Annotated in this window: 5 protein-coding genes; all 5 read right to left on the reverse strand. The window is 72.3% G+C overall.

The genetic code is table 11. The annotated features are described in order from the left end of the window. Window positions 1–351: 351 nt before the first annotated feature. A complete protein-coding gene (locus ACKY0W_RS20985; RefSeq protein ID WP_409435645.1) occupies window positions 352–5,964 on the reverse strand; it encodes a beta strand repeat-containing protein in 5,613 nt (1,870 codons plus the stop codon). A 288-nt stretch (window positions 5,965–6,252) separates the two neighbouring features. Next, the gene (locus tag ACKY0W_RS20990; protein WP_409435646.1) at window positions 6,253–6,441 is read right to left on the reverse strand and encodes a hypothetical protein; all 189 of its coding nucleotides are present in this window, start codon (window positions 6,439–6,441) and stop codon (window positions 6,253–6,255) included. 213 nt (window positions 6,442–6,654) lie between these two features. Continuing rightward, window positions 6,655–12,315: a PE family protein gene (locus ACKY0W_RS20995; RefSeq protein WP_409435647.1), complete on the reverse strand. Its 5,661-nt coding sequence runs from the start codon at window positions 12,313–12,315 to the stop codon at window positions 6,655–6,657. A 321-nt stretch (window positions 12,316–12,636) separates the two neighbouring features. Beyond that, entirely contained in the window at window positions 12,637–15,585 is a 2,949-nt protein-coding gene (locus tag ACKY0W_RS21000) for a PGRS repeat-containing protein (RefSeq protein ID WP_409435648.1), read from the reverse strand. 113 nt (window positions 15,586–15,698) lie between these two features. Continuing rightward, entirely contained in the window at window positions 15,699–19,859 is a 4,161-nt protein-coding gene (locus tag ACKY0W_RS21005) for a PGRS repeat-containing protein (RefSeq protein WP_409435649.1), read from the reverse strand. Window positions 19,860–19,873 lie beyond the last annotated feature (14 nt).

Genomic DNA, 19,873 nt, shown 5'->3' on the forward strand with positions numbered 1-19,873 from the left:
AAATCTAATGGGGGGCTAGGTTAGCAGGGGCTAACTCTTAGTCAACCCCTATTTCCTTGAGGAACCTGCACGGTGCCGACAACGCTTGTTTTCAGCGCTTTGACCAGGTGTAATACGAAACTGAGAAGAATGTTGTTAACGGCAACACTTACATTCACAGCTCTTGTACATCACTTATTTTCTTCTCAGATTAGGTAAAAATGCCTACGCTTCGTTTGCCAGGGCGGACGGGCTGGCGTAGGTGATCTGCCACCCGGCGCCCTCGGCCGCGGGCCGCAACGCCATCGCGGCCCGGTCGAAAGACCGGGCCGCGATCGCTTGGAACGGACGACCAGTAGCGCGTCCCTCCCCTTACGGGTTGTTCGCGCCGTTCTGACCGCTATCGCCGGTCACGCCGTTGGGCTGACCGTCCTGGCCGGCTTGGCCGTTGCCGCCGGTACCGCCGGTGGTGGCGGCGTCTCCACCGTTGCCGCCAGCACCACCGGCGCCGCCGTCTCCGTTGCCCTCAGCTCCGACCGAGCCGCCGTCACCGCCATTGCCGCCTACACCGTCGCCACCGACGCTCGCATTGCCGACGCCGCCGGCACCACCGCTGCCGCCAACAGCGCCGATGCCTCCGTCGCCGCCGGCACCACCGTCGCCGCCCGTACCGTTGGCGTCGATGGACAAGCCCGCGATGAGGATCGATTCGACGTTGCCGCGACCGCCAGCTCCGCCGTTGCCGCCGAGGCTGCCATCGATACCGTTGTAGCCACCGTCGCCGCCCGCACCACCGGTGGCGGTCCCGCTCACGGAGATTCCTGGCGCGTGGCCCTGTACCGATCCGGTCCCGCCGTTACCGCCGTTACCGCCGTTGCCTGCGCCGCCGTCGCCACCGATACCAGTGCCGGTAGCCGTGCCGCCGGCATTCCAGGACACCACTTGGGCATTGCCGCCGTTGCCGCCGGTGGCGCCGTTTGTACCGTCGCCGCCGAGGCCGCCGACGGCGATGCCGTCGTTAACGGTGGCCTGATCGATGGCGAGGAGCTGGGTGTTGCCACCGTTGCCGCCCGTGCCGCCATCGGTTCCGGTGCCGCCGAGACCACCGGTAGCGCTGCCGCCATTGACGGCTTCACCGTTCCCACCTTGGACAAGAGCAGTACCGCCGTGGCCGCCACTGCTGCCGATCCCGTTGCCGACGCCGCCGTCACCGCCAGTGGCGGTGACATCGTGGACGGTGTTGTCGGGGTACGTGAGTCCGTCATACCCGCCGGTGACCCAGCCCGAGCCGCCGTCACCGCCGACGCCGCCATTTGTGCCGGCACCGCCGGCACCTCCGCTGGCAACCGCGTTGGCAACGGTGGTGCCTGCTCCAGCCGCATAGACACCCGATTCGCCGCCGGTACCGCCGGTGCCGCCGTTGCTGCCGTCACCGCCGACGCCGCCGGTGGCTGTGGAGTCGGTTACGGCGGCTCCCTGGACCGCCTCGATGTCGGCCGCACCGCCGCTGCCGCCCATACCGCCGTTGCCGTCACCGCTTCCCGCGTTGCCGCCGGTCGCGGTGCTGCCGGCCACTGTGCTGTTCGCACCGTCGGCAGAGATGGTGGCCGCGCCGCCGACAGCGGTGTCGCTGTTGTGGCCGCCGATCGCGTGACTGTCGGAGATGCTGCCACCGTCGGTGGCGTTGACCGTGGCATAACCACCCAGACCAGCCGACCCACCATCGGCACCGATGGCACTGCTGTCGGAGACAGTGCCGTTGACCGCAAGCACCTGCCCAATGCCGCCGTTGAACTCACTGGCCGTACCACCGATAGCGGTGCTGCCCGAGATGTCGCCGCCGCTGCCGGCGTCACCGAACGTCCCGGCATAGACATACGCCTGACCACCGAGGGCACCGGTCCCGCCGCCGGAGGCATCGCCACCGGCGCCGGCCGTGGCGATACTGTCGGTGGCCTGGCTACCGGTCGCGTTGGCAACGATCCTGCCCTGACCACCGGTGCCACCGTGACCGCCGTTGCCGGCCGCACCACCGTCACCACCGGTGGCAGTCCCGCTGGCCGCACTGTTGACGCCGAACGCCTGAATATTGCCGATAGTGCCGTTCCCGCCGACACTGCCCGCGCCGGTGGCGTTGCCGCCATTACCGCTCTGGCCAGTACCGCTGGCGTGGGCTCCGTCAGCGAAGGCACCCACCTGACCGCTACTGCCATTGCCGCCGATAGCGCCGGCAAGACCGTCACCACCATTGCCGCCGATTCCGGAGCCATCAGCCACGGCACCGTTGCCACCGGCCACCACACTGCCGATACCGCCGCTACCACCGTGACCACCACCGGAAGCGGCACCACCGTGCCCTCCAGTTCCGAAACCACTTGCCGCACCGTCATTTCCACCAATACCCGGCCGGACAAAGCCACCCTGGATATTGCCGCTACCTCCGCTGCCTCCGACGCTGCCGGCCCCGTCCGCGCTACCACCGTCACCACCGGCGCCTGCGCCGGTGGCGGTGCCCCCGGTGCCGCCCTGTAGCCCAGCGCTGACCTCGGAATAGCCACCCGCACCGCCGTGTCCACCATTGGTACCGGCGCCGCCGTCACCACCGGTAGCGGTGGCGTCGCTGACCGTGCCGCCCTGGCTCGCCCCCGCCAGGGCGTCGCCACCCTTGCCGCCGACGCCGCCGTTGGCATCACCAGAGCCGGCGTTGCCGCCGGTCGCGGTGCTGCCGTCCACAGCGCTGCTTGCGCCGTCGGCCGACACCGTTGCCGTGCCGCCAACAGCGGTGTCGCTGTTGTGGCCGCCGATCGCGTGGCTGTCGGAGATGCTGGCCCCGTCGGTAGCGCTCACCGTGGCATAACCGCCCAGACCCCCGGACCCGCCGTCGGCACCAGTGGCGCTGCTGCCGGAGATGGAGGAGCCGTCGTCGGCCGTCATGGTCACGTATCCACCGGCCCCGCCGTCGCCGGCGACAACTTGCGAATCAGTGATCGTCGAGCCATTGGTGGCGGACAGATTGGCGCTACCCCCTACCGCGGTGCCGTTCGCGTCGCCGCCTTGGACCGTGACGCCATCGATCTGGTCGCCACCGGTGGTGTCGACAGAGCGGCTGCCGGTCACCAGGTTTCCCCGGCCTCCGCCGCCGCCGGTGACGCCGGCCGTATTGCTGTCGCCGCCCTTGGCTCCGCTGACCGAACTGTCGGTAATGCTGCTGTTGGTGCCGCTGGTGCCGGGGCTACCCGGGCCGGCGGCGGTTTGCATCACGCCCGTGCCGCCGGCGCCGCCGATGCCGCCGTTACTGCCGGAGCCGCCATCGCCGCCGGTGGCGGTGGCATTGGTGATGGTGCTGTCCTGGCTCAGGGCCTGAGCCCAGCCGGTACCGCCGTTGCCACCCTTGCTGTCTGCGCCGGTGCCGGTTCCACCATTGCCGCCGTGGCCCGTTCCCGTGGCGTGGGACCCGCTGTTCAGAACGGTGATCTGCCCGGTGGCTCCGTTACCGCCCGTGCCACCGTCCAGTCCATCTCCACCATTGCCACCGATGCCGATTCCCTGGGACGTCGATCCGGTTCCGCCCGCGATGACACCGCCGGACCCGGCGTTACCGCCGGTGCCGCCACCGGTGGCGTCGCCTCCGGTTCCACCCGTCGCTGTGCCGCTGGCGGTACCTCCGGGACCACCCTGGCCGAGGTAGGTCTGCTGATAGCCACTTCGGATCGTTCCGGCACCACCGTTGCCGCCGGTGCTGCCGGTGCCGGTGCCGGTGCCGCCCGCGCCGCCGTTGGCAGTGCCAAAGGACGTGCCGCCCACAGTCGCGGCGTCACCACCGGTTGTCGTTATCTCGGCCGCGCCACCATCACCACCGGCACCACCGTTCACACCGTTGCCACCGATTCCACCGGTAGCGGCGGTGCTTGCACCACCGGTGACGCTTCCGCCCAGTCTCGCGTCGATGAGCCCGGCGCCACCGTCACCACCTGTGCCGCCGTTGATCCCGCCATTGCCGCCGTTGCCGCCCGTAGCTGCGCCGTCAGCACTGCTGCCGGCTCCGAAGGCGGAAATCTTGCCCTGCCCGCCGGTGCCGCCGTGGCCACCAGCGGCCGTTGCAGTACCCGCACCGCCGGATCCGCCGTCACCGCCCGTGGCAGTTCCGCTCGCGGAGGCTCCGCCGTTGACGAAGACGCTGCCGCCACCGCCACCGCCGCCACCGCCACCGCCGTAGCCCGGTCCGCTGACACTGCCTTGAGCGCCGTCGCCACCCGCGCCGCCGCTGCCGCCACTGCCACCGGTGCCATTACTGGCGCCGTCGCCACCTGCGCCGCCGGCACCACCGTTACCGTCGACGCTGCCGTTGCTACCTGCCCCGCCCATGCCGCCGGTGCCGCCCGTGCCGCCGGCCTGGGCGTCGCCGAACAAGTTGTACGTGCCGATGCCCTTGCCTCCTTGGCCACCAGCACCACCCGCACCACCTGCAGAAGACCCATTCGTCCCACTGGCTCCGGTACCGATACCGCTCGCATTGGCGCCGCCGGCACCACCGGCACCGGCCGTTCCGCCGGCACCGCCGTCACCACCGTCACCACCATTGCCGGCGACTGCATTGCTGCCCCCGCCGGCTCCCTTACCGCCGCCACCGCCGGTTCCACCCTTGGCGTCACCACCGTTGCCGCCCTGGCCGCCAGAGCCATCAGTCGCCGTGGTGCCGTTCGTCGAGGTACCCGCAGCGCCGCCGGCACCACCCACGCCACCATTGCCCGCGACACCACCGTCATCGCCCGTACCGCCATTGCCACCGTCGGCACCACTGCCGGCGACAGCATTGTCACCGGCGTCGCCGGTCGCGCCGTTCGCGTTACCACCATTGCCGCCAACGCCGCCGTTACCACCGGCACCGGCGTCGGCTCCCGCACCCGCAGCGCCCGCACTGGCGAACCAACCGCCCGCGCCGCCCGCACCGGCCTTGCCCGCGTCGCCACCGGCGCCGCCAGCCCCACCGTTACCACCGGTTGCGGCATTGACGAGTAGGCCGGCGTCGTGTCCAGCGGCACCGCCGCCACCCTCGCCGCCCGCGGCACCATTCCCCGCAGCGCCGCCCTTGCCGCCGGCGCCGAAGAATGTCGAGCCCTTACCGCCGGCACCACCGTTACCGCCACTACCGCCGGTTTGCCCGGAACCGCCGTTGCCGTCGCCGGTGACAAAGCTGCCGAGAGCGCCTGCCGCACCAGCCAATCCGTCACCACCATTGCCGCCGATACCAGGCGTGCTGAACAGACCCCACTGGGAGGCGTCACCACCAGCGCCGCCAGCACCACCATCGCCACCCGCGGTGACCGAGTCACCGCCATCGCCGCCAGCACCACCGTGACTGAACCAGGCGAAGGGGCCGGCGGCACCGCCGTCGCCACCGGCACCACCGTCGTAGCCGGAACCACCGTCGCCGCCGTTGCCACCGAACAGGCCGCCCTGCCCGCCAGATCCGCCGTCGTCAATGCCGCCTGTACCGTCCGAGTCCCAGCCCGTACCGCCACTGCCGAAGATCCAGCCACCGGCCCCACCATCGGGGTGGGCGGCGGTGCCGTCCGCTCCGTCACCGAATGGCATCAGCCAATTGATTTCGCTCCAATTGAACGACGCATCCGAGGCACCCGGAAGGTCAAGGGAGGCGGCCCCGATACCGGCCAGATTCAGATCCGCCAGGATCGCATCCCACATGGCCGGTTCACCGAGGCCGTCAAAGAAGGGTGTCCAACTCCCCGGGTCGAATACCACCGCCCAGGCAGCCTGGTCATCCCAATTGGCACCCAGATCGGCAACAGCGTTACCGAGGTCGGCGCCCAACAGGTCGATCAACACATCATCAAAGTCGGCATGCGCGGCCGGCGCCCCCGCCCACGGCCCCAACCCAAACGCGAAGAACGCACCGACCGCGGTCCCGGCACCGAAGACTCGGCTGCGACGACCCTTGGACCCACCCTCACGATGACTAGCCATGATGCCTTCCCCCTTAACTGACGCATAATGCGGGCACAGCAATCTCGTTAGGGAGCTACGTTAACAGCGATTCAGGCTCAGTCAACCCTAGTGCACTCTGGCAGACTCGAGGGCGGCTATTACGCATGTGACGCGTGATTACGGTTAGCATTCCTCCATAAATCGGCTTACAACTAGTGTTGTCAATTGACCAATCCACAGGTAACTGACAGTTAAACGTTGCGCTAGCAGCTCTCAGCAAAGAGATCGGGCGGTTCAATTAGTTTGCTGGCGGTTGCGGGATCGGGATCAGCGGCCACCGATCAGGGCGCCTGGCAAGTACCAGGTGCAGGTCACCGGCAGCCACGTCGCCTCGGCGTGCCCGGCACCCACGATTTGGGGAACGCCACCGGCGGCGCGATGGTGCCGCCGTCGCGGCGGCGCCGGTGCGACCCCGACCCAGACGGCGATATGACGGCGATATGAGTCCGACGGCATCAGTTATGCGATCTCGCCGCAGGGTTTCGACGGGTGAGTCGAGACTTCGCAATCGACCACGAATGCCGCAGTCCCGATTACCCTCCAGTAACGCTTCGCGACCTGTGGCGATAAGGACAACAGTTCGCAATAAGAACTGCCATTTCCTACGCTAGAAAAAGCGACGCGGCCACCCCGTTCCCGGGGTGGCCGCGTCGGTCTGTCCAACCAGGATCAGCCGTTGGGGCCTGATCCGTTCGGGCCGTCACCCCCGTGGCCGCCGTCGCCGCCAAGGCCCAGGTTGCCACCGTCGCCACCGGCACCACCCGCACCGCCGATTCCGGAGGTTCCGGTGTTGTCCCAGCCGTCACCGCCGTTCCCGCCGTTGCCGACCGGACCACCGGGCACGCTGCCCGCACTGCCGGCCGCGGCGTTGCCAGAACCGGTCCCGGCGTTGCCGCCCGCAGCGCCCGGGTAGGCCACGTCGCCACCGTCACCACCGTCACCGCCGATGGGGTTGACGGCATCGCCGTTCGCCCCGGCGCCACCATCGCCCGGGGTCCCGGTGGCGCCGCCGTTGCCGCCGCTGCCGCCGGAGCCCGTGCTGCCCGCACTGCCGTTGGCCGCGGTACCGCCGACTCCGCCGTTACCACCGTTACCGCCGTTACCGCCCACGGCACCGTCGCCACCGTTCTGACCGTTGTCGGCCTGCCCGGCGATTCCGGAGGCCACCGCGCCGGCAGCACCATTCATGCCGCTACCGCCCACACCGCCGTCGGCGCCCACACCGCCGGCACCGCCGTTACCGCCGTCGCCGGATTGGGCACCGCCCTTGCCGCCCGCGCCGCCGTTGCCGCCCGCGCCGCCGTCCTCACCGGCGGTGCCGGACTCACCGGCGGCGGTGCCGCTGACACCCAACGCCCCGGCCGTGCCACTGCCGCCGGCACCACCGGCGCCACCGTTACCGATCGCACCACCGTCGCCGCCGTTGCCGCCGGCACCACCGGAGGCACCCGAGCCGGCATCGGGGTCGGTGGACGGGTCATAGCCGTCGCCGCCGTTACCGCCATTGCCCGACGGGCCGATGGCCTGCGTTCCGTTCGCGCCGTCGGTCCCGTCGGTGCCGCCACCGTCGGCCGTGGTTCCCGCCGCGCCACCGCTGCCGCCGGTGCCCGCGATGGTCCCCGGGTCGCCGCCGCTGCCGCCGTTGCCCCCGTCGGGAGTGTCGGCATCGCCGTCGGCGCCGTTGCCGCCGGCACCGCCCGCGCCCGCGGTGCCGGCGCTGCCACCGTTGCCGCCATCGCCGTTGGTACCGACGGTGCCGTGGCTGGTGGTGCCGGCATTGCCGCCCTCGCCACCGGTGCCTCCGGATCCCGCTTCCCCGCCGTTACCGCCGTTGCCGCCACTGGCGCCGGCCACCGATCCGGTGCTGGCGTCATATCCCGCGCCACCGGTACCACCGGCACCGCCATCGCCACCGGTACCACCATGGCCACCGTTGCCGGCAACGTTGGCCGCCAGCGAACCGCCATTTCCACCGGCACCGCCGGTGCCCCCATTGCCGCCGGCCAAACCTTGACCGCCCTTGCCGCCGTTCGGATTTCCGAGGGTTCCGGCATCGCCGGCCGCCCCGGTTCCGCCGACGCCGGTCTTGCCGTCACCGCCGACACCACCGTTGCCACCGTTGCCGACGTTGCCGCCGTTCCCGCCGGCACCACCGTTTCCGCCGCTGGTTCCGCCCGCCGCGCCGGCGTCGCTGGCCGCGTCATAGCCATTGCCGCCCGTGCCGCCGTTACCCGCCGGACCGGTAACACCGACCCCGTCGCCGCCCGTGGTGCCGTCAGTACCGCCAACTCCGCCGGTGCCGTGGGCCCCGCCGGTCCCGCCGCTGCCCGCAGTACCGGCATTGCCGCCCGCACCGCCGTTGCCGCCATCGATGGTGGTGGCATTACCGCCAGCACCGTTGCCACCATCACCGGGGGTGCCGGCGTCGCCGCCCGCACCACCCGCACCGCCATTGCCATTGGCACCCGTGCTGCCGTTGGTGGCAGCACCACCGTTGCCACCGGCACCGCCATAGCCACCGTCTTGACCATTGCCACCAGAGCCGCCATCGGTACCGGCCTCACCGGCGTCGGTGCCACTGGTGCCGGTCAAGCCGTCACCGCCGCTACCGCCCTTGCCGCCGGTCCCGCCGGCACCGCCGGCGCCACCGTTTCCGGAGATCGACCCGCCAGCACCACCGTCACCACCGACGCCGCCATGGAAGCCCACGGTGCCGTCGGTACCACTGATGTGGGCCAGCGTGCCCTGGTCGCCATCGGTGCCGTTGCCACCGGTGCCACCGGCACCACCGTTGCCGCCGTTGCCGAAGCTGCCGCCCTCACCACCCTGACCGCCGTCGCCACCGACGCCGACCGCGTTGTCGTAGCCGTCACCACCATCGCCGCCATTGCCGGCCGGCCCGGCCGGACTGGTGCCGTCAGCGCCTCGGGTCGCGCTCCCGGCCCCAGTACCGGCCGCACCGCCGACACCGCCGACGTTTGAATCGCCGCCGCCACCACCGTTGCCGCCGTTGAGGTTCTCGGCGTCACCGTCGGCGCCGTCACCGCCATTGCCACCGGCTGCGCCGTTACCACCCGCACCGCCCGAACCGGCCGTGCCCAGCGCCCCGGCAGTACCGGAGCCGCCCGCGGCCACACCGCCGGCCGCGCCGCCGTTGCCGCCGTTGCCGCCCGAACCGGCCGTGCCGGCATTACCGCCATTGCCACCGTTGCCGTCACCGGTGTCGGCGTAGCTGCCGTTCACACCGGTCTGGCCGGCGCCGGCGTTGCCGCCCCGCGCGCCCTCACCCCCGGCACCGCCGTTGCCGCCGGCACCGGAGGTGGAGCCGCCGAGGCCACCCGCACCACCGTTGCCACCGGACCCGCCGTCGGTACCGCTGGTGCCGCTGTCACCGGATGCGGTGGCGTCCGTGCCGTCGGTGCCCGCCACACCGCTGCCGCCCGCACCGCCGTCGCCACCGTCACCGAGGTTGCCGCCGTCACCACCGGCACCACCGTTGCCGCCGGATGCGCCGGCCTCGCCGCCCGCGGCCGACGGGTCGTAACCATCGCCACCGTCGCCGCCGTTGCCGGCCGGTCCGGCCACACCCGCGCCCGCCGACCCGGCGTTGCCATCTGTGGAACCGGTACCGACCGTGCCCGCAGCACCACCCTGGCTGGAGTCGCCACCGCGGCCACCGTTGCCGCCGTTGAGGTTGTTCACGTCGCCGTTGGCACCAGCACCACCGTCGCCGCCCTCGGCACCGTCGCCGCCGCTGCCCGCGTTGCCACCGGTACCAGTCGCAGCCGAACTGCCGTCACCATTCGCGCCGCCCACGCCACCGTTGCCGCCGCTACCACCGGCGCCCGCCGTGCCGGCATTGCCGCCGGTGCCGCCATTGCCGTCACCGGTGGCGAACGATCCGGCCGCACCGGTCGCACCGGCCGCAGCGTCACCGCCGCGGGCGCCCGAACCTCCGTCGCCGCCGATACCACCGGTCAACGTCGTCAGACCGTCGCCGGCGCTGCCGCCCTTGCCGCCGTTGCCGCCGGAGCCACCGCTGGTGCCGGAGTTGCCGTTGCCACCTGCGTCGGTTCCGACGCCGTTGGTGCCGGCCAGCCCGTCACCGCCGCTACCGCCGTTGCCGCCGTTGCCGTAGTTGCCGCCGTTGCCACCAGCACCGCCGTTGCCTCCGGAGGCCCCGGCTTCGGTAGCGGTGAAGCCGTCGCCACCGGCACCACCGTTGCCGCCGCTGGTCACCGTGCTGCCGTCAGCGCCCCCGAGTCCTGCGGTGCCGCCGTTGCCACCAGTGCCAGCCGCGCCGCCGGCCCCGCCGGCACCCTCAGTGCCGGCGTTGCCGCCGTTGCCGCCCCTACCGCCATCGAGGTGAGTGGCGTCGCCGTCGGCACCTTGGCCGCCGTCACCGCCCGCACCGGCGTTGCCACCCGTGCCGCCGCGGCCACCGTCGCCGTTGTTGCCATTACTGGTCGCGCCGGAACCGGCGTTACCGCCCGCACCGCCCTCGCCGCCAGTACCGCCGACGCCACCGCTGCCGCCGTCTTCACCGGCACCGGCATTGGTGCCCTGGACACCGGCCGCGCCGGTGTATCCGGCACCACCGGCACCGCCCAGTCCGCCCTTGCCGCCGATGCCGCCGCTTCCGCCGGTCCCCGAGTTCGGGTTCAGCGCATCGCCACCGTCACCGCCGGCGCCACCCTTTCCACCGGTGCCACCGGCACCGCCCTGGCCGGCCTCCGAGCCGCCCGCACCACCGGAGCCGCCGTTGCCACCGTTGCCGCCGTCACCGCCATCGGCGGCTTGGCCGTTCTCCAACAACACGCCGCTGTTACCGCCGCGGCCGCCGGCACCACCATCGCCGCCGTTGCCACCGGTACCGCCGTCACCGACCGCGCCGGCGTTGCCTGCGGAACCCCCGTTGCCGCCCGCCATAGCGAGCGGGGTGAAACCCACGACGCCGGCGTTCGCGGCGTTGTAGGCCGCCACATCGAATCCGTTGCCGCCGTTACCGCCGTTACCGCCGTGGTCAGCCGCCAGGCCATCGGCGCCATCGGCTGCGCGCTCGGTGGCCGAACCGCCGTTCAGGCCGCCCTGGCCACCCAATCCGAACGCACCCGGGTTCCCGCCGTCGGCGCCGCGGCCGCCATCAGCGTGCCCGGCCGTGCCCTCAGCGCCGGCACCACCATTGCCGGCGATCCCAGCGTCACCACCGGCACCGCCCTGCCCGCCCAGACCGTTCTCCCCGGCGGATCCCCTGCTGGTGCCGGCACCCGCGAGACCTCCATTGCCGCCCGCGCCACCATTTGCGCCATCACCACCGCCGGCACCATCACCACCATTGCCGCTGCTGCCCAACGCGTCCCAGTCACCGGCCGCACCGGCACCGCCACGGCCGCCGGCACCGCCTGCACCGCCGACGCCACCGGCACCACCATTGCCGCCGTCCCCGAACATTCCGGAGGCCTTGCCGCCGTTGCCACCATTGCCGGCGTTGCCGCCAGCCGCACCGTTGCCGCCGACGGCACCCGCACCAGTACCACCGTCGGTCCACACACCGGTAGCGCCCGCAGCACCCACGGCACCGGCCGCACCGATACCCCCGTCCCCTCCGACACCGCCAGACCCGAACAACCAGCCGGCACCGTCGCCGCCGTTGCCACCATTACCGCCGACTCCGCCGACGCCACCGACGCCACCGACACCCATCCAGGTGCCGCCAGTACCGCCGCTACCTCCGTCACCGCCGGCCAACCCCGCGCCACCGGCGCCACCATTGCCGAAGAGTCCGGCCGCGCCACCATCGCCACCATCGACACCGGCCCCGCCGTCACCGAACAGCCAGCCGGCCGCGCCACCATCACCGCCATCGACACCGGCAACACCCGTGGCGCCATTGCCGATAATCGTGGTGCCAAAGCCGAACGTCAGGTTGATGAAGGAGTCGACTTGGGTCCCCAGCGGACTGTTGATCCAGTCGACCATGCTGTCGTGCAGCGGGGTGTAGATGTACTGGCCGACGAGCATCGTCAGATCCAGGGAGTCGCCGCTGGCCAACCCGGCCGGCAGATCCGCCGCCGACGAGTCGAACAAGGCGGCCCAATCGAACTCGGCCGAGGCGTCGACGTCGGCCCCGGGCCAGGCCGCAGGGTTGAACAGGTCGAGCAGCCAATCCAGCTCGCCGTCGGCGTGAGCTGCCGGTGCCGCGGCGAGCGGCGTCATCCCAAACGCCAAAAACGCCGCCGCCGCTGAGCCCGCGCCCAACGCCCGACGACGCCGACCCCCCATACGCCGGCCCGATCCAGCCTGACCCGCGTTCTGACGTTGTGCTGCCATCTACTCGCCCCAAGTCTCTACAGTCGTTCACTACGGTGAACTTGTGGGTACTTCTAACGTGTTCTTAAGCTAGCGGTGAGAACGTGGCGAGTCAATAGCCCATTTCGAGCACTTCTCGCACTCATATCCGAGTGTTCGTCCTGAGACATAAGACCATTTCAAACAGGATTACTGACATCAGGTGTCAACCGCTGGTAGACGTCTGTCCACAGCACTCAGAAACACCGTTTTCTGGCGCGCTCGGACACCGAATAGCCCAGGATGCCCCGAGCTGAGTAGTGGCCAGAATCCGGACGTTAGTCCACTCAGGTAGCCGATCGCCTAACCCCCGGGCGTGCCGTCGCTCCCGTCACCGCCATGGCCGCCTTTGCCGCCGTTGCCCATGCTTCCGCCGTCTCCCCCGGCTCCACCTTGGCCGCCGCCCCCGGCCGTTCCGGGCGGGTTGTAGCCGTCACCACCGCGGCCGCCGTTGCCGGATGGCCCGGTGGCGGGGGTGCCGCCGGTACCCGGGTCTCCGGCAAGGCCTCCGCCGCCGGCCGTGGTGCCGGCCGCGCCTCCGGAACCGCCAGTGCCCGCGACGGTGCCGGCATCGCCGCCCTTGCCGCCATCACCGCCGTCGGGGGTGGTGGCATCGCCGTTGGCGCCGTTTCCACCGTCTCCGCCTTGGCCGGCACTGCCGGCGTTACCGCCCATGCCGCCGTTGCCGTTGGTGCCGACCACCGTGCCGTTCCGCGCGGTCCCGGCGTTGCCCCCGGCGCCACCGGTGCCGCCGGATCCGGCCTCTCCGCCGTTACCACCGTTGCCAGCGTTGGCCCCAGCCGTGGTCGGGCTGTACCCGGCGCCACCGGTGCCGCCCGCCCCACCATCACCACCGGCTCCGCCGTTACCCCCGTTGCCGGCCGTATTGGAGCTCAGCAGGCCGCCATCTCCCCCGTTGCCGCCCTTGCCGCCGTCGCCACCGGCGTCGCCTTGAAGGCCGGGGTCGCCATCGGGGCGGGTGGCATCACCGGCCGACCCGGCCGCGCCGGCGCCACCGGTACCGGCGGCCGCGCTACCGCCGGCGCCACCGTTGCCGCCGTTACCGGCCGACCCGCCGGCGCCGCCGTTGCCGCCGTCGCCGCCGTTGGTGCCCGGTGCGGCATCGGGGTCGGTGGCCGCGTCGTAGCCGGCGCCACCGGCGCCGCCGTTGCCCGACACTGTGCTGACCGGGATGCCGTCAGCACCGGTTGTTCCGTCGACGCCACCGGTACCGCCGGTGCCGTGCGCACCACCGTGTCCACCGGTGCCCGCGACATTGCCCTGGTCGCCACCTCTGCCGCCGTTACCACCGGTCGCGGTGAGGGAGTCGCCGGCGGCACCGTCGCCGCCGTTTCCGCCCTGCCCGGCGACGCCGGCATCACCGCCCGCACCGCCGTTGCCGTTGGCACCCGCGGCGCCGGTGGTGGCTGCGCCGCCGTCGCCACCGCGTCCGCCGCTGCCGCCTTGGCCGCTGCCGCCACCGTTACCGCCGTTGCCACCGTCGGCGCCGGCAGCCGTGGCATGCGCGCCGTCCACGCCATTGCCGCCATCACCGCCGGTACCACCGGCACCGGCTTGGCCGCCGGCGCCACCGCTGACGCCGGCCCCGCCGTTACCCCCGTTGCCGCCGGCGCCACCGTTGGTGCCGCCTTGGCCATCAGATCCAGGAGCCTCACCGCTCAAGCCGGTGTAGCCGTTACCGCCGCGGCCGCCGGCACCACCGTCGCCACCAATTCCGTTGGCGGCACGCGCTATTGCATCGGCGTTGAGGCCGCCGACACCGCCGTTACCACCGGCGCCGCCCGCACCGCCATCACCGCCATCGACCCCCACCGTCGTACTGTCCGCGCCGGTCGCCCCGGCGGCACCACCACCACCGTTACCGCCGACGCCGGCGACACCGTTGTCACCGGCATTGCCTCCGGCACCACCGTTGCCGCCCGCGGTTCCCGGCGCTGCGTTCGGATCCGCCGCCGCGTCATAGCCGTCGCCGCCCCGGCCACCGGATGCCGCACCCGTGGATGCCTCACCACCGATACCGGCTTGGCCGTCCACCCCGCCGGCCGCTGCCTGACCGCCGGCACCGCCGCTACCGGCCGTGCCGGTAGCGCCGCCATTACCGCCGCTGCCACCATCCGGGTTGGCGGCGGTCCCGGCCGCGCCGGCGCCACCGTTGCCGCCGACCCCGGAGTCGCCACCGCTACCACCGGCGCCACCATTGCCACCGTGACCGGCCACCCCGGAACTGCCGTCCGAACCAAACAGTGCACGGGTGACGCCCGCAGCCCCGGCGACCCCGGCCGCACCACCGTTACCGCCGGCACCGCCGTTGCCGCCGTCAGAGCCCGCGGTGCCATCACCCCCGTCGCCCGAGGCCCCATCGGCGAAGGTGCCCTCGGTGCCGTCGGTGCCACCCTCGCCGGCCACGCCCTGACCACCCACACCACCGGTGCCACCGCTTCCGGCCGCACCACCGCGACCGCCGGAGCCGTACAGCAGCGCCTTGGATGCGCCTCCGGCGCCGCCGTTTCCGCCGACGCCACCGTTGCCGCCGACACCGCCATTGCCGCTGTCGATGCCAGCAACACCAACCGTGCCCGCGGTACCGACCAGGCCATCCCCGCCGACACCGCCGGAACCACCGATACTGAACAGCCAACCCGCACCGAGGCCGCCGTCGCCACCATCAGCATCCACACCACCAGCGCCACCGGCGCCACCCACGCCGGCCCAGCTACCGCCGGCACCACCGGTGCCGCCACCGAAACCGGCCCCGCCGGCGCCTCCGATGCCACCGTTGCCGAACATTCCGGCCGCGCCACCATCGCCACCGGCGACCCCGGTCAGCGCACCGTCATAGCCAGCGCCACCATCACCGAACAACCAACCCGCGTTGCCCCCGTCGGGATCAAGCTCGGTGCCTGCCGCACCGTTGCCGATGATGATCGACCCGAACCCAAACCAGGTATTGATGAAGTCATCCACCGGCCGACCGATCAACGAATCATCGATCCACCACACCATCACCGCATGCAACGGCTCATACACCCACTGATCGATGAGCCCCGTGATGCCGAACGGATCACCCAAACTCCCCGCCGCCGAACCCGGATCGACATAGTCCGCACCCAGTGCGTTGCTCAGGTCGTCACCGGCGAAAAGCTGGTCCCAGGCACCCGTATCGAACAGATCGCCGAAATCGAAGTCGGCATGCGCCTGGGGCGATATCCCCAGCGCCACAAGGGCACTCACCGCACCAGCGGAATAGACCGCCCGACGCCCTGCGCCACACCGCTTACTCGCCATCCGAATGACCTTCTCCACTCGCCACCTGAAAACCCCTTACCGTCCTGCGTTGTTCGATGTCAGCCGTGCGCTCCGGCAGTTCCTTCGGCGCCTGAAGCACCGGTGTCCCCAGTCGCACCGGTGCTGCCGTTGCTGCCGTTCGTTTCGTGGCCGGTTCCCTTGACTGAGGCGGTCCCCTTGCTGCCGCCGGAGCCGCCGGCGCCGCCCTGGCCACCTCCACCGCCAGCGCCCTTGGCCCCGCCCTCACCACCGGTGCCGTCATTGCCGTTGGCGGCCGTTCCGGCCGCGCCGCCGGCACCGCCGTCACCACCACCGCCACCCGTGCCACCGGTGCCGCCCTTACCTCCGTCACCGCCGTCACCACCGATGGCTCGACCGTTTCCGACGCTGGTGGCATCGACACGGCCATTGCCGCCACCGCCACCGTCACCACCACCGCCGCCTTGCGCACCGGTACCACCGGTACCGCCGGCACCACCGACGCCGCCGTTACCGCCGTCACCGCGGATTGACCCACCGCTGCCACCGGCACCACCAGCGCCGCCGTCACCGCCGGCGCTGCCGGCCGCGCCGATCCCGCCCTGACCGCCGTCTCCACCGTCACCGCCGTAGGCATCGCCGCTGCGGTCGTTCGACTTTCCGTAGCCGCCCCCACCGCCATTGCCACCCCGAGCACCCGCACCGCCGGTGCCGCCGTTGCCGCCGTTGCCGGCGGTGACGTTGGTGTGGTTCGTGTCGTCGGCGCCGTTACCGCCGTTACCGCCGACCTGTCCAGGAACACCGGTACTCGTACCGTTGCCGCCGTTGCCGCCCCGACCGGTGCCCCCGGCACCCGTTGCGGCTTGGCCGTTAGGCGGCGGGTTGACCCCATTGGCACCGATCGTGCCGTTGCCACCGGTACCGCCGTTGCCGCCGTTGCCGATGTTGCCGCCATTGCCGCCGTCGCCACCGGCCCCGCCGGTACCGCCCGGTGCGGTAGCCGCGGCGCCGTTGCCGCCGTCACCGCCGTTACCGGCGGTGCCGGTCGGCAGTGTGCCGTCGGAACCGTCTGCGCCACTGGCGGAGCCGGTGCCGCCGATGCCTTTGGCGCCCCCGGCTCCGGCGTTGCCGCCGTTACCGCCGTCACCGCCGCTGTTGCCGGCGGTTGTGGCGCCGGCGCCGTCGCCGCCGTCACCGGGGGTGCCCCCGTTACCCCCGTTGCCGCCGTGGCCACCGACGCCGGCGATGCCGCTCTGCCCGTTTCCGCCGACGGCCACACCACCGCCGGTGCCACCGGCACCGCCATGGCCGCCACCGCCGCCATCACCGCCGTCACCGCCGGCCTGACCGTCGCCGCCGTCACCGGAACCGGCCGCACCGGCCAGGCCGACACCCCCGGCCCCGCCGCCCCCGCCGTTACCCCCGGTGCCGCCGGCACCACCATCACCGGAGATCGAGCCGCCGAGGCCGCCCCCGCCGCCGTTACCGCCCGCGCCGCCCTGCGATCCGCTGGTCCCGGACTCTCCGGCGACGGTCGCATCGGTGCCGGATTGTCCGGCCGTCCCATTGCCGCCGTCGCCGCCGCGGCCACCATCGCCGCGGTCGCCGCCGTCACCACCGGCACCGCCGTTACCGCCCACCACGCCGGCTGCCGTATCGGTGTAGCCGTCGCCGCCGTTGCCGCCGTCACCAAAGCCGGCATAGGTGGCACCGTCACCTGCGGTTTGGCCGTTGATGGAGCCGCTGCCGGCACTACCGGCGGCCCCGCCCACCCCGGAGTTTCCGCCGCTGCCACCGTTGCCGCCGTCGATGTGAGCGGCGGTGCCGTGGGCACCGTTGCCACCGTTGCCGGCCGTGCCACCGTTGCCACCGGCTCCGGCGTTGCCGCCGACTCCGGCCGCGGCGGTGGCACCGGTGCTCAGTGCGGTGCCGCCGGCGCCACCGTCACCGCCGTGGCCGCCATCAGCACCGGACCCGCTGTTGCCGCCGGCGCCGCCGTTGCCGTCGCCGGTGGCGAAGGAACCCTGCGCACCGTCGACCCCGTTGCCGCCGGAACCGCCCCGGGCGCCGTCGCCGCCGTCGCCGCCGACACCTGCGGCACCCGCCGTTGAACCGCCATTACCGCCGGCCCCGCCCTTGCCGCCGGAACCGCCTTGGGTGCCGTCGGTGCCCGAACCGTCGACGGTGACACCGTCCATGCCGGCCTTACCGTCACCACCGTTACCGCCGCGGCCTCCGTTGCCGTGGTCGCCGCCGTTGCCACCATTTCCACCGCTGCCGCCGGACGCCCCGGCCGCGGCCTCCGGATCCTGCGTCGGATCATAGCCGTCGCCACCGGCACCACCGTTGCCGCTGGCCACGGCAGCGCCGACGTCACCGTGATCGCCGGACCTGCCGCCGGATCCGATAGCGCCGGCGTTGCCGCCCACACCGCCTTGACCACCGACGCCGACGTCTCCGCCGTTGCCACCGTCACCACCGTTGAGATGGCCGGCGGTGCCGTTCGCACCGCGACCGCCGTCACCGGCCACACCGGCGGCGCCGCCCTGGCCGCCCGAGCCACCGGCGCCGTTGGTCCCCACCGCGTCGTTGGCTCCGCTGCCAGCGTCACCGCCATCGCCACCGCGACCGCCGATGCCACCCTGACCACCCGAGCCGCCGTTGCCGCCGTTGCCATCGCCGGCGGTGAAATCACCCTCGTCGCCAGTGCGGCCGGCCCCGCCGGCGCCGCCGATACCGCCGCGGCCGCCCGCGCCGCCGTCACCGGGCAGGCCGGGAGCGGTGACACCATCACCGGTGCCGTTGCCGCCGGCCCCACCGTTGCCGCCCTGGCCGCCGGCGCCACCTTGGCCGCCGGCGCCGGTCAGACTGCCCAGACCACCCGCGCCGCCGTTACCACCATTTCCGCCGGTACCCCCGGCACCGCCGCTCCAGCCGCCGTTACCGCCTTGTCCGCCGGCGCCCCCGGCACCGCCATCACCACCGGCGCCGCCATCGCCGACATCAAGGGCGGCGTTGCCGCCATTGCCGCCGAGCCCGGCCGTCTGGTACCAGAACTGGGCGCTGAAACCCGTGCCGCCGTTACCGCCGTCGCTGCCGCTGCTGGCCTGCGCGCCGGCCACGCCCTGGGCGCCGGCGGCGCCGGTCCCGACGGCGCCGCCGGTGCCGGCCATGCCACCGACACCGCCGGCACCACGCTGACCCGGGTCGGCGCCGTCACCTCCGTTGCCGCCGTTGATGTGGCTTTCGATGCCGTCGGCACCGTCGCCTCCGGAGCCACCCACGCCAGCCGCGCCACCCGTGCCACCGGCGCCGCCATCACCGTTGCTGCCCGCGCCGCCGAACAGGCCACCGGCACCACCGGCACCACCTGTGCCGCCGGCGCCACCTTGGCCACCGGCGCCGCCCAGCGCACCGCTGCCGCCATTGCCGGTGCCGGAGGCGATCAGGCCCAACCCGCCGGACTCGACAAAGACGCCGGCGGCGCCACTGAGACCTGCACCGCCGAATCCGCCAGCGCCACCGATACCGCCGGCACCACCGGCACCACCGATCCCGAACAGCCAGCCGCCGTCACCGCCGTCACCACCGCTGCCGCCAGCACCCCCGTTGCCGCCGGCCCCGCCGCTGCCGCCACCGAGATCGCTGACACCATCAGCGCCGCCGTCACCGCCGACTCCGGCTCCACCGGCACCACCGGCACCACCGATCCCGAACAGCCAGCCGCCCGCACCACCATCACCACCATCGCCGCCGTCGACCCCGGCACCTCCGGCACCACCGTTGCCGAACAATCCCGCAGCCCCGCCCGCACCACCGGCGTAACCGGCGCCGCCATCGCCGAACAACCAGCCCCCGGCGCTGCCATCGGGGTTGTCAGCCGTACCGGCTGCGCCGTCGCCGATCAGGTACTGGCCGGCCACCTCGTTGATGAACCCATTCACCTGCATACCGAGGTCACTGTGGATCCAGTCCGCCAACGAGGTGTGCAACGGCGTATAGAACCACTCATCCACCAACGCCGTCAGATCCAACGAACCCGAATCCGGCACATCAAATCCGAAATCCCCGGCTACACCGATACCCACCGGCTCGAACAGGTCCCACAACCAATCCAAGCCATCCGCCCGCGACACCGGCACACACGAGGGCGCCATCCCGAAGGCCAAGAACGCCACCACCGCCGACGACGCCCCCACCACCCGATGGCAACCGGCAATGTTGCGATACCTGCTGGTCATCGACGAATCCCTAC

This window comes from Mycobacterium sp. SMC-14 (assembly GCF_046250075.1).
In the GTDB taxonomy this organism is placed as follows: Bacteria; Actinomycetota; Actinomycetes; order Mycobacteriales; family Mycobacteriaceae; genus Mycobacterium.